Source organism: Bradyrhizobium sp. CB82, from assembly GCF_029714405.1.
In the GTDB taxonomy this organism is placed as follows: Bacteria; Pseudomonadota; Alphaproteobacteria; order Rhizobiales; family Xanthobacteraceae; genus Bradyrhizobium.
The window spans coordinates 7,334,556-7,347,247 of sequence record NZ_CP121650.1 but is presented as its reverse complement, the minus strand read 5'-3'; the positions used below and the strand labels follow the sequence as shown (position 1 = coordinate 7,347,247).

11 protein-coding genes are annotated in these 12,692 nt (G+C 64.2%); 5 read left to right on the top strand and 6 right to left on the bottom strand.

What is annotated here, in order from left to right:
- The 4 genes from ptsP (at position 1) to QA640_RS35485 (ending at position 4,327) form a co-directional block, all read left to right on the top strand.
- Positions 1-1,614 (top strand): phosphoenolpyruvate--protein phosphotransferase, encoded by a 1,614-nt coding sequence (ptsP, locus tag QA640_RS35500; RefSeq protein ID WP_283037439.1) that lies wholly within the window; start codon positions 1-3, stop codon positions 1,612-1,614.
- On the top strand, positions 1,611-2,036 hold the full coding sequence (locus tag QA640_RS35495; RefSeq protein WP_283037438.1) for a hypothetical protein: 426 nt from the start codon (positions 1,611-1,613) through the stop codon (positions 2,034-2,036). Before ptsP ends, QA640_RS35495 begins: the two co-directional genes overlap by 4 nt.
- 37 nt (positions 2,037-2,073) lie before the next feature.
- Positions 2,074-3,057 carry a dihydroxyacetone kinase subunit DhaK gene (dhaK, locus tag QA640_RS35490; RefSeq protein ID WP_283037437.1) on the top strand — a complete coding sequence of 328 codons (984 nt, stop codon included), beginning with the start codon at positions 2,074-2,076 and terminating at the stop codon, positions 3,055-3,057.
- A 367-nt stretch (positions 3,058-3,424) separates the two neighbouring features.
- A complete protein-coding gene (locus tag QA640_RS35485) occupies positions 3,425-4,327 on the top strand; it encodes an N-acetylmuramic acid 6-phosphate etherase (protein ID WP_283037436.1) in 903 nt (300 codons plus the stop codon).
- 43 nt (positions 4,328-4,370) lie between these two features.
- Here the strand turns inward: QA640_RS35485 and eutC are convergent, their stop codons facing one another.
- The 6 genes from eutC to QA640_RS35455 form a co-directional block, all read right to left on the bottom strand.
- Positions 4,371-5,177, bottom strand: a complete 807-nt coding sequence (eutC, locus tag QA640_RS35480; RefSeq protein ID WP_283037435.1) for an ethanolamine ammonia-lyase subunit EutC — start codon at positions 5,175-5,177, stop codon at positions 4,371-4,373.
- Entirely contained in the window at positions 5,177-6,574 is a 1,398-nt protein-coding gene (locus tag QA640_RS35475; RefSeq protein WP_283037434.1) for an ethanolamine ammonia-lyase subunit EutB, read from the bottom strand. The genes eutC and QA640_RS35475 overlap by 1 nt, the downstream gene beginning before the upstream one ends.
- A gap of 52 nt (positions 6,575-6,626) precedes the next feature.
- Entirely contained in the window at positions 6,627-7,457 is an 831-nt protein-coding gene (locus QA640_RS35470) for an ABC transporter permease (protein WP_283037433.1), read from the bottom strand.
- Positions 7,458-7,463: 6 nt separating this feature from the next.
- Positions 7,464-8,687 carry an ABC transporter permease gene (locus QA640_RS35465; RefSeq protein WP_283037432.1) on the bottom strand — a complete coding sequence of 408 codons (1,224 nt, stop codon included), beginning with the start codon at positions 8,685-8,687 and terminating at the stop codon, positions 7,464-7,466.
- Positions 8,688-8,749: 62 nt separating this feature from the next.
- Positions 8,750-9,799: an ABC transporter substrate-binding protein gene (locus QA640_RS35460; protein ID WP_283037431.1), complete on the bottom strand. Its 1,050-nt coding sequence runs from the start codon at positions 9,797-9,799 to the stop codon at positions 8,750-8,752.
- Positions 9,796-11,055, bottom strand: coding sequence for an ABC transporter ATP-binding protein (locus QA640_RS35455; protein WP_283037430.1), 1,260 nt, complete (start codon positions 11,053-11,055; stop codon positions 9,796-9,798). The genes QA640_RS35460 and QA640_RS35455 overlap by 4 nt, the downstream gene beginning before the upstream one ends.
- Before the next feature lie 247 nt (positions 11,056-11,302).
- Here QA640_RS35455 and QA640_RS35450 point away from each other — a divergent pair, with 247 nt between their 5' ends.
- On the top strand, positions 11,303-12,688 hold the full coding sequence (locus tag QA640_RS35450) for a PLP-dependent aminotransferase family protein (protein WP_283037429.1): 1,386 nt from the start codon (positions 11,303-11,305) through the stop codon (positions 12,686-12,688).
- Positions 12,689-12,692: the final 4 nt, after the last annotated feature.

The following is a 12,692-nucleotide window of genomic DNA, read 5'->3' as shown; positions in this document are numbered from 1 at the left end:
ATGCGAGACAGCGCCTCAGGACCAGCCTACCGCGGCAGAACCGCCTCGATCGGCTTTGCCCAGGGCCCGTTCGTCCGGGTCGATGCGGGCGCGAACGGCGAACGGGTCGCCGGCACCCTGGTCGATGAAGCGCTGGCGCTGCGGAGTGCAATCGACACTGCGAGCCGGCAGATCGCCGAGCTTGCTGCAATCGCCGGTGGCGAAGCCGCGCAAATCCTGGAATTCCAGGTCGCGCTGCTGGAGGACGAGGATCTGATCAGCGCGATCCTGGCATCGATCGGCGAAGGTGAGCCCGCGGACGCCGCCTGGCGCACGGCGCTGGACGAGCATATCGCGGATTACAATTCAGCGCCGGACGAATATCTGAAGGCGCGCAGCTCTGATCTTGCCGATTTGCGCGATCGCGTGCTGAACATTTTGCGTGGCGGCGAAGGCCAGGCGCTGAAAATTCCGAGCGGCGCGGTGGTCTGCGCCGACGATCTGCCGCCTTCGCGCTTCCTCGAGATCGACTGGTCCGATGGCGGCGGCCTTGCGCTGCTGCGCGGCAGTCCCACGAGCCACGTCGCGATGCTGGCGCGCGCCCGCGGCATCCCGATGGTGGTGCAGCTCGGCACCGTCCCGGCGGCAGGGACAACGGCGCTGCTCGATGGCGAGGGCGCGACCCTCGAGCTCGATCCCAGCGTCGAGCAGATCGGCCTGTTCGAGAAGCGGCGAGAGATCCACCGCAAGAGCAGGGCTTCCGCACGGGCGATCCTGAGGCGGCCGGCGGCGTCCTGGCGCGGCGAACGGATCAAGCTCCTCATCAACATTCAGCGCGTCGAGGATCTCGACTATCCGGATGCGCAATATGCCGACGGCGTCGGCCTGATGCGCACCGAGTTTCTGCTGTCGGAGCGCGGCCTGCCAGACGAGGAGACGCAGTTTCAGGTCTACGACCAGGTCTTGCGCTGGGCCGATCGGCGTCCGGTGACGATTCGCACCTTTGACGCGGGCGGCGACAAGCCGGTGCCTGGCTTCACTCCTGACGGCGAGGCAAACCCCTTCCTCGGCGTTCGCGGCCTTCGTCTTTGTCTCGCGCGGCCCGAGATCTTTGCGGTTCAGCTCCGCGCGCTTGCGCGCGCGGCGGTGCGCGGAAATCTCAAGGTCATGTTCCCGATGGTCACCTCGGCCGACGAGGTCGAGGCGGCACGAAAGCTGTTCGCCGACGCCGTGCAGGGCTTGCAGGCGAAAGGCGCGGCCGCGATGCTTCCAGAGCTCGGAATCATGGTCGAGGTGCCGGCAGCTGCGCTTTCGATCGCCAGCTTCAAGAGCGCGTTCTTCTCGATCGGCTCGAACGACCTTGCGCAATACGTCCTTGCCTGCGACCGCTCGAATGGAGCGCTCGCGCCCCTGATGGATCCCCTGCATCCTGCGGTTCTCGAACTGATCAAGCGGACCGCGGAGCACGGCCGGCGCGCCGGGTTCCCGGTCAGCCTGTGTGGCGACATGGCGAGCGATTCACGCTGCATTCCCGCGCTGCTCGATTGCGGGCTGCGCGAGCTCTCAGTGAATGTTTCCGCGCTTGCGCAGATCAAGCAAACGATCGATCGTCTGGGCAGCGGAGGTGGGGCTTGACTGACGCCGTTGCCGATGAACCGGCGGAAGCCGGCGCCGTTGCCGTCTACAAGCGCATTTTCAAGGAGGTCCTGGACAAGCGTCCTTCGGGAATGCGGCTGCGGCTCGCCCATGCCATGGGAAAGAACCGGAGCTTCGTCAGCCAGATCTCCAACCCGGCCTATCCGGTGCCGATCCCGGTGCAGCATCTCAACACGATCTTCGACGTCTGCCACTTCCCTCCGCAGGCGAAGGCAGCCTTTCTGCGCGCCTATGCGCGCGCCCATCCGCGCAGGATCAGCCGGCTGACCGAGGGACCGCACGAGCGGACCTTGACGCTGCATTTACCCGATCTCGGCAGCGGCAAGCGGAATGCTCAGCTCGACGGGCTGCTCCAGGAGTTCGCGCGGCGGCTGATTGCCATCATGCAGGAAAAAGAATGAGGCAGGAAAATGAGGCATCAGTGATGGGGAGGGTCGCATGAAGAAGTTCATCAATTCCGTCGACGACGTCCTGGCCGAGAGCCTGGATGGCTTTGCCGCGGCGCATGCCGATCTCGTCACGCTGGGATCGGAACGCAAATTCGTGCGCCGCCGTGAGCTCAACCGGAGCAAGGTCGCGCTGGTTTCGGGCGGCGGCAGTGGGCACGAGCCGCTGCATGCCGGGTTCGTCGGCTACGGCATGCTCGACGCCGCCTGTCCGGGGCAGGTCTTCACGTCGCCGACGCCGGACCAGATCGTTGAGGCTGCCCAAGCCGTCGCTAGCGAGGCCGGCGTGCTGTTCATCGTGAAGAACTACGCGGGCGACCGCATGAATTTCGAAATGGCAGCCGAGATCGCCGAAGGCCGCACCGCCACCATCGTGACGGATGACGACGTCGCGGTCGAGAGCTCCACCCACAGCATCGGTCGCCGCGGCGTCGCCGGGACGCTGATCGTCGAGAAGATCGTCGGCGCGGCGGCCGAGAAGGGCCTTGATCTCGCCGGCTGCGTTGCGCTCGGCGAGCGCGTCAACGCGCACACGCGCTCGATGGGCGTGGCGCTGACGAGCTGCACGGTCCCGGCCGCGGGCGGGCCGACCTTCGCACTCGCCGAGGACGAGATGGAGATGGGCGTCGGCATTCACGGCGAGCCCGGACGCCGCCGCGTCAAGCTGGAGCGGGCCGATGCCGTCGCCTTCGAGATGACGACGGCCATCGCGGAGGATCTCGACGCGCGCGCGGGCACTGAAGCGCTCCTGCTCGTCAACGGCTTCGGCGGTACGCCCACGATCGAGCTCTATCTGATGTACCACGCGGCGCGCAAACTGCTCGAGAAGCGCGGCCTGCGCATCAGCCGCTCGCTGGTCGGCAGCTACGTAACCTCGCTCGACATGGCCGGCTGCTCGCTCACGCTGAGCCTGCTCGATGCCGAGACGACGGCGCTGTGGGACCATCCGGTGCGCACCGCAGCCCTTAAATGGTGAGCGTCGCCTGATATGGACCGCCGACCGATCCCGAACTCCGCCGCGATGGAATGCCGGCACCGCTAGCGGGCCGTCCACGCGCCGGTTTGCTCCCTGAAACTGGCCGTGCCATCAGGCACGGCAATTTTTTTTGGAAACGCGCGCGGCTCAATTTTCGGTGTTTTTCAGATTTTGGTTGGGCGCGCGACTCGACCGCCGGTGCAGCCGGTTGCCCGTACGGGACTGGAACCCCTGTGCCGGGATCTACGTTAGTCCGCCGGTACCACGCTGCTATTCCTACGGATGCGATGAACGGTGATATGCTTTTGGCTCGCGCCAAGGCGGCCACTCGCAATTCGGAGTGGTCGCGCCACGGTGGGACGGGCCCATGAAACGAACGGATCGCGCCAATGCAACTGAAGCCGTCGATCCTCGCTTCACGGATTTGGACGCGTGGTCGGGGATTGCAGCATTGGAGGCGATGTGGGAAGGTCAGCTCGCGGCCGTCGCGGCCGTTGGCCAATGTCTTCCTGCGCTCGCCGCGGCGACGGATGCGGCGGCGGACGCGCTCGGAGATGACGGGCGCCTGGTCTATGTCGGCGCAGGAACCTCGGCCAGGGTGGCCATCCAGGACGGTGCCGAGCTGACGCCAACCTTCGCCTGGCCTCAAGGGCGGGTCCACTTCATCATCGCCGGCGGAGAGAGCGCGTTTGTCACCAGCGTTGAAGGCGCGGAAGACGACGTCGACGACGCGATCGCCCAGATCGACGCCGCAAGGCTGTCATCGCACGACGTCGTCATCGCGGTTGCGGCGAGCGGTACGACCCCGTTCACCGTAGCGGCCTTGCGCCAGGCCGGCCGGTACCAGGCGGTGACCGTCGGCATTGCCAACAACCGGCAGGCCCCGCTGCTTGCAGCTGCGACATATCCGGTCCTCGTCGAGACGGGGCCGGAGCTCATCGCCGGCTCGACGCGGATGAAGGCCGGCACCGCCCAGAAGATCGTGCTCAACCTGATGTCGACCGGCATCATGCTGCGCCTTGGGCGCGTCTACCGCGGCATGATGGTCAACATGCTGCCCACGAACGTGAAGCTGAAGCGCCGCGCCGAGGCGATGGTCGCCCGCATTGCCGGCTGTAGCGAAGCGCAAGCCGCCTCTGCCTTGGAAGAGACCGGCGGCGACATCAAGTTGGCCGCCCTCGTCGTGCTCGGATACGACAAGACGGAAGCGGAAAAACTTCTCGCCAGCCACAAGGGCAATCTGCGTCGGGTGTTTGATGATTTGAGGTAATGGCAGCGAGTCGCCCCCGCTTGCGGAGCTCGTACGCCTCGCGTCACCTCGAAGGGGCGTTCGCAATTGCGCGAAGCCCTGGCGCCGTGGAACGAAGATCCTTCAACCGAACGCCTGTCGCCCCATACGCAAATGCCTGTTCGACCACGTCAAGGATCTGTGCGGCGGCCGCTTCGGGCGAAAGGCCTGCGGGCCGGATATTGGATATGCAGTTCCGGGTCGAATCCATCGTACCGATCCTCGGTCGCCAAGTGATGTAGGCACCGAGCGAGTCGGCAGCTGACAGACCAGGCCGCTCGCCGATCAGAACCATGGTCAGCTTGGCATCCAACAATTGGCCTATCTCGTCGCCGATGGCGACCCGTCCTTGGTCGACCAGAACCAGTGGACCTATGGTGCGGCCGCGGGCAACCAAGAGCGGCCGCAAGCAGTCGAGCACCGGCAGCAGGTTGGTTTCGATGGCCAGGGCCGACAGACCATCAGCGGCGATGATCGCGATGTCATCTCCCCGCGTCGAGCTCTCCAGAACAGAGCGCCCGCTGGCAGACAGGCGTCGCCCCAGATCCGGCCGGCGCAGATATTCCGTCCGATCTCTGGCGGCACTGTGGACGCGAGCGACACGCCAGTCCCGCTCACCAAGTGATTGCCCGAGAGCCTCGAAATCAAGCGCGGCATGAACGGCATCGCGGGCGCGCGCGTGATCGAGCATGAACTGGAGGCTTGTTGCGGTCAGCTGTCCGGAACCGGCGCGCCCGAGCCCGATCCGTGCCGGCGTGAAGCGTCGCAGCGGCGCGAGATGGTTGGCGACTGCGAGCTGACCGCTTTCATCTGGTGGACGGTCCGGCATCATCAGGCTTCCATGGCTTCGATCAGCGCCACAGCCGGGCCGATCGCTCCGGATGCCGGGCTTTCAAGCAGACGTCCGTCCGAGTCGGCAAGCCCCGTCCTGCGCAGCCAATCCTCGAACTCCGGCGCGCATCGCCGGCCGAGCGTGTGGCGGACAAAGAGAATGTCGTGATACGCCAGGCTCTGATAGTTCAGCATGACGTCGTCGGCGCCGGGAACGGCGATGACGAACGTCACCCCCGCCGCACTGAGCAGCGTGAGCAGCGCGTCCATGTCGTCCGCATCGGCTTCTGCGTGGTTGGTGTAACAGACGTCGCAGCCCATCGGCAGGCCGAGCAGCTTGGCGCAAAAATGGTCCTCGAGCCCGGCTCGCGTGATTTCCTTGCCGTTGTAGAGATATTCGGGACCTATGAAGCCGACGACCGTGTTCACCAGCAGCGGCTTGAACCGCCGCGCGACGGCGTAGGCGCGCGCTTCCATCGTCTGCTGATCGACTCCGAAATGCGCGTCTGCGGACAAGGCGCTGCCTTGCCCGGTTTCGAAGTACATGACGTTCTTGCCGATCGAGCCGCGGCCGAGCGAAAGCGCGGCATCATGGGCTTCCGCCAGAACGGACAGATCGATCCCGAACCCCCGATTGGCTTTTTCCGAGCCTGCGATGGATTGAAAGACGAGATCGACGGGGGCGCCGAGATTGATGGCCTGAATCGCGGTGGTGACGTGGCCGAGGCAGCAGGTCTGCGCCGGAATGTCGAGACGCTGCCGGACTTCATCGAGCAGCGTCACGATCCGCACATAGTCCTCTACGCTATCGGTCGCCGGGTTGACGCCGATCACGGCGTCGCCCACCCCGAACAGCAACCCGTCAAGCAGGCTGGCGGCAATGCCGCGGGAATCGTCGGTCGGATGGTTCGGCTGCAGCCGCGTTGAGAGCCGCCCGGCAAGCCCGATCGTATTGCGGAAGGCCGTCGTGACGCTGCATTTGGCGCCAACGACGATCAGATCCTGCGCGCGCATGATCTTGGATACAGCAGCGGCCATTTCCGGCGTCAGGCCCGGAGCCAGGGCAGCGAGATCGCCTGTGGTCGTCCGCGGGTCGAGCAGCCATTCGCGGAATGCGCCGACAGTCAAATGCGATACCGCCGCGAAGGCGACCTGATCATGACCGTCGAGGATCAATCGGGAAACCTCATCCTCCTCATACGGTACGAGATCGACATTCAGAAAGGTCTTGAGCGGAAGGTCGGCGAGCGCCATTTGCGCCGCGACGCGCTCGATGGCGCTCTGCGCCGCGATTCCGGCCAAGATATCGCCGGAGCGCGCCGGGGAGGCCTTGGCGAGCAGCGTTTTGAGGTCGGCAAAAGTCCAACGCGTGTCGTTGACCGTTGTGTGATAAGACATGCAGGAACGCCTCTCAAGAACGCCTCTCATGGAGATGCCGTACGACGCCGGCCTACTCGGATTCGGCGCCGGCTTTCCCCCGCGATCGACGCGCAAGCAAATTCGCGACGATCAAGAGGAGGATCGACAAGCCCATCATCAACGTGGCCGCCGCCGTGATCGCGGGACTCAACTGCTCGCGCAGGCCCGTGAACATTTCGAGCGGCAGGGTGCGCTGCTGGGCATTGGCGAGAAACTGCACCACGACGACTTCGTCGAACGACGTCACAAAGGCGAATGCGGCGCCAGACAAGACGCCGGGCAGGATCAGCGGCAGCATGACGCGAAGGAACCCGGTCAGCGGCTTCGCCCCGAGGATGGACGTCGCCCGCATCAGGTTGCGGTCGAAGCCAGCCAGGCTGGCGCTGACGGTCACCACCACGAATGGACTCGCCAGAACGGTATGCGCAAGGATGATGCCGCCGTAGGTGTTGGCGAGGCCGATGCGGGCGTAGAAGAGGTAGGTGCCGACCGCCGTCACGACGACGGGGACGATCAGAGGCGAAATCAGCAGAGGTACGACGAACCGCCGGCCCGGAAATTTGGGATCGGACAGGCCGATCGCGGTCAGGGTTCCCAATACGGTGGCCAGGATGGTCGTGCCAGATCCGATCAGCAGGCTGTTGCCGATAGCGGCGCGCCAACGCGGCGTCCCGAGCACGACCTCGTACCAGCGCGTCGAGACGCCAGCGAGCGGGAAGGTGAAGAAGGAGCCGCTATTGAAAGACAGCGGCACGGGTACGAAGATCGGCACGACCAGGAAGATCAGCACCAGCACGCACCAGAACCAGAGCGCTGCGACGCGGATCCGTTCGGCATTGGTCGGATAGGGCGACAACAACATGGCGCTTCATCCCATCTTGAAGAGGTCGAGCCCGAGATAGCGCGTCATCGTGATGTACAGGCCGAGCGTGGATGCGAGCAGCACGAAACTGAGCGCGGCGGCCATTTCCCAGTTGAGCTCGGCATTGACGTAGTTGGCGATGAAGTTGCTGATGAGCTGGTCGCTGGCCCCGCCGATCAGCACGGGCGTGATGTAGTAACCGAGGCACAGGATGAAGGTGAGCAGGCAGCCCGCCAGAACTCCCGGCATGACCTGCGGCAGGTAGATCCGCCGGAATACGGTGAATGGCCGGCCGCCGAGCGACTGGGCCGCTCTGAGTTGCGAGGGCTGAACCGAGCGCATCACGCTGTAGATCGGAAGAAGGGTGAAAGGCAGCTGAATGTGCGTCATCGCAATGATGAGGCCCGTGCGGCTGTACATCAGCTCGATGCGGTCGGACGTCACGCCGAGCCAAAGCATGAGATCGTTGAGGATACCGTATTTCTGCAGGATGACGGTCCAGGCGGCTGTGCGCACGAGGATGGACGTCCAGAACGGCAGCAGCACCAGAACTAGAACTATGCTGGCAATCGCCGGCCGCAGGTTGGTCATCAAGTACGCAAGTGGAAATGCAAGTGCCAGTGTCGCCAGCGTGACCAGTGTCGCGATCAGAAAGGTCCGGCCGAAGACACGCAGGAAAACCGCCTGATCGGCAGGAACCGTGCCGATCGTCCACTGGCCGGTCCAGCGAAGATCGAAGGCGCTGAGGAGAAAGAACGATGTGAACCTGTTCGTTCCTGCCCGGATTGCGCTCCAGCTTTTCTCCTCGCCGAGCATCGGCGCGGCCTTGATCATGGCCTCTTTAGTGGCCGCCGGATCCTGCGCGGCGAGGCGGGTCACGCGTAGCACTTGGCTGCGCACGCCGGGCAGGCGCGTGTTGAGGTTCTTGGCGAGTTCATAGACGGTCCCCGCGGCCTGGCCGTCTTTCAGATCGGTGGCGAAGGCGCGGAAGACCGTCTCGTCCGGCACGCCGGCGCCGCTGTCCTGCCGCAGCGCCGCGATGGTGTGCGGCAGCGCGTTGGCGATGGTCGGTTCGTAGACAGCTCGCGACAGCAACGCCACGATCGGCGCGCCGAAACTGAACAACAACAGCAGGAGCAGTGGCGCGGCCAGCGCGAGGGGGCGCAGGCTGTCGCTATGATCTCTCGCGCTGATCCATGTTTTGGGCGTTGGCATTGCGATCGACGACATGAAGCGATTCTCGCGTGGTGCGGGATCGGGCACAATGATCCGATCCCGTGGTGCCGGTGCTGCTATTGGGCGAGCCAGGCGTTGAAGCGCTTGACCAGATCCTCGCCGTGATCACCCCAGAATTCCACGTCGCCGACCAGATAGTTCTTCATGTGGTCGGGAGCGGTGGGCAGTTTCGGCAAGACATCCTTGGGAACGAACGGGGTCGAGTCCGACAGCACCGGACCATAGGGGATGAAGCGGCCGAGCTGGGCGCCTACATCGGGCTGGGCCACGTAGGCGAGATATTTGTAGGCAAGGTCGAGATTCTTGGCGCCCTTCGGGATGGCGATCATGTCGTACTCGACGATCTGGTTGTCCCAGACGATCGCGAATGGGCGCTTGTCCTGATCAATCGCGCTTTGAATGCGTCCGTTCCACGCCGTCGTCATGATCACCTCCTTGGAGGCAAGGAGTTGCGGCGGCTGTGCGCCGGCATCCCACCAGACGATGTCCTTCTTGATCGTGTCGAGCTTCTTGAAGGCGCGGTCGACGCCATCAGGCGTTCCCAGCACCTTGTAGACCTCGGCGATCGGCACACCGTCGGCCATCAACGCCCATTCGAGATTCTGCGCGGGCGCCTTGCGCATGGCGCGCTTGCCGGGGAATTTCTTGGTGTCGAAAATATCGAGCACCGAAGTCGGCGCCTCCTTGAGCACGCTGGTATCGTAGGCCAGCACGTCGCCATAGACATCGATGCCGACGCCGCAATCCAGCGCCGTGCCCGGAAGGAATCTCGAACGATCGGCGACCTTCGAATAGTCGATACGGATCAGAACGCCGGCGTCACACCCCTGGAGCACGGTCGAGGTTTCGACCGTGACGAGATCGATTGGCACATTGCCCGTCTCGACCATCGCTTTGATCTTGCCGAGCTCGCCGGTATATTCCTGCTCGTTGAACTTGACGCCCGCCTTCTTGGCGAAGGGCTCGAACCAGGCTTGCCGCAGCGCGGCCTGCCATGCGCCGCCGGTAGCCATGATGGTGAGCTCTTCGGCGCCGACGGGTTGAAGCTGGCAGATCATCGCGGCGCCCGCCAAGGCAAGCAAATTCGTCCTGCATACGCTCTTCATGAACCACTCCCCGTGTTCGATGCCTTGCCGTCTGCGACGGCGCCCGCCGGAAAAGCCCGGCAATCGGATGCCGGCCAGCAGAGCTCGATAGCTTCGCCCGCCGCCATTGTTGCTTCTGGTCCGATCTTCACCGTCAGCACCTGTCCGCTCGCCAGACGTGCGAGCAGACGCTGATGATCACCGTGATAGATGCAGCCGTCGACCGTCGCCTGAAGACGATTGTCCGATTGGCCGTTCGCGTTGGACAATGCGATCCGCTCGGGCCTGACCGTCAAGTGGACCGGAGCGCCAGGACGGAGGTCGCCGATCGCAAGCGCAGCGACTTTTGATCCCTTCGGCAGGGCAACGACGCAGCGCCCGTTGCTGATGCTTTCGACCTCGCCGTCCAGCGCATTGTTTTCGCCGATGAACCCGGCGACGAACGCAGTCGCCGGCTCGTTGTACAATGCGTCGGGCGTTCCGATCTGAACGATGGACCCGCTTTCGAAAATGGCGACGCGATCCGACATGGTCAGCGCTTCGCTCTGGTCGTGCGTCACATAGACGATCGTGACGCCGAGCATCTCGTGGATTTGCTTCAACTCGATCTGCATGTGTTCGCGCAGCTTCTTGTCGAGCGCGCCGAGGGGCTCGTCCATCAGAACGAGCGCCGGCTCGAACACGAGCGCGCGGGCGAGCGCGACGCGCTGTTGCTGGCCGCCTGAAAGCTGTGTCGGCTTGCGGTCCTTGAAGCGATCGAGCTTCACCATTTCGAGCGCGCGTGCGACGCGCGGTCCGATCTCGGTCTTTGGATACTTCCTTACCGAAAGCGGAAAGGCGACGTTGTCGGCCACGCTCATATGCGGGAAGAGCGCGTAGTTCTGGAACACCATGCCGATGTTGCGCTCGTAGGGCGGCAGGCGGTCGACCGATTTGCCGTCGAGCGTGATGACGCCCTGGCTTGGCCGCTCGAAGCCCGCCAGCATGTTGAGCGTCGTGGTCTTGCCCGACCCAGACGGCCCGAGGAAGGTCAGAAACTCGCCGCGTCCGACGCTCAGATTGAGCCGCCGCACGGCCTGGAAGGAGCCGTAGTTTTTCTCGACGTCGATGAAATCGACGAATTTGGCGTCGCGGCGTCCATCGCCGGCCGGCTTGCGGGTCAACGCCGAACCCGCCTGCTGGCTGACGCTTCCGGGGGCGGTCCACGAATTGGGACGGCGCTGCGCGGCCGTGCTCGAATTCTCGGGAATCATCGACTCTTGCTTGGCCCCAATCATTGCTGACCTCCAAGAACGCGTCTTCGTTTCCCAGTTATTGTATGACCATACAAGTCATCATTGAATGACGGTACAACCAGACAATAAGGGCGTCAATGCCAACTTATGCACATTTTTAGGTCAGATATGTGGACATTTGCTCAACGCTGACGCTTATTCTCTGGAGACAAGTTGAATTGTCTGGCGTATTCGCCCATGATAGGTGAAGCGTTCGGAGGAATGTGAACGCCAAGGACGCCGGCGCGGCATGCTCGAAAACCTGGAACTGCCCCAAAGCGATGCACCCATCTATCAGCGCCTGGCGGATGCCATCGGCGAGCGCATTGCGCGCGGCGAACTGGTAGCGGGCGAGAGGCTGCCGCCTCACCGCGAAATTGCACGCTCGCTCGGCATCAACGTCACGACCGTCACGCGCGCCTTCTCGGCTTTGCAACAGCGTGGTCTGGTCGAGGCGCGTCCCGGCCGCGGAACGCTGATCGCGATACGAGAGACGGAAGAAAGCTCCTTCAAATCCGCGCCCAGTGACGAAGCCGGATTGATCGATCTGTCGGTGAACCGACCGGCGACGTCAGCCTATCTCGAGGCACTGTCGACGCTCATGCCGCGCCTCGCCAGGGATCGCCGGTTCGGCAGCTTGCAGGACTATCACCCGCCCGAAGGTCCGCTATGGGCGCGCTCTGCGGTCGCGGATTGGCTCAATGGCGTTGCCGGCGACGGGGATGCCGGCCGCGTGGTCCTGACCGACGGCGCCCAGCACGGTCTCGCCTGCGTCTTGCGCGCATTGGCCCAGCGCGACGACGTCATCCTGGCGGATGCCATCACCTATCAGGGCATCGGCGCGCTCTGTCGATCGCAGGGGCTCGACCTGCGCGGGTTGCCGATTGACCGCGAGGGCATGCGGCCGGACGCGTTCGACACCGCCTGTACGACGTTGCGGCCGCGCGCCGTTTTTCTCGTGCCCAGCCTGCACAATCCGACGACGGTCACCTTGAGTGAAGAGCGCCGTCGTGCGCTTGCCGTCGTCGCCCGTCGCCACAACGTGCTGATCATCGAGGACGACGTCTACCGTCCTCTGCTTGATCGCGTCATTCCATCCTTCGCAGCGCTCGAGCCGGAACTGACGGTTCACATCAGCGGGCTCTCCAAATGCATCGCGCCCGGTCTTCGCTACGGCTTCGTTGTCGCGCCCCGCGCGGTTCTGGGCAATGTCGCGGCCGCGCTGCGCCTCGATTGCTGGAGCATCAGCCCGCTCACCGCGCTCATTGCCACCAATCTGCTCGAAGATGGGACTGCGACGCGGATCATCGAAGTCCAGCGTGAGGAACTGCGCAGGCGGCAAGCCGTTTTGCGCGAGGCGCTGGCGGCTTTCGACGTTCAGACCCACGAGACCTCGCCGCATGCCTGGTTGCATTTGCCCGAGCCCTGGCGAGGCGCCGGATTCGCCCGGGCCTGCCGTCAGCGTGGCGTCGGCTTGCTTCCGGCAGACGCATTCGCCGTCGGACGCGAAACTCTCGCCCACGCCGTGCGGATCAATCTGGGCGCGGCGCCTTCGGTCAATGATCTGCGTCATGCACTCGCGATCATCGCTGCGCTGTTGAATTCCGGCCATCTCGAAATCTCCGGCTCAGTCTGAGGCG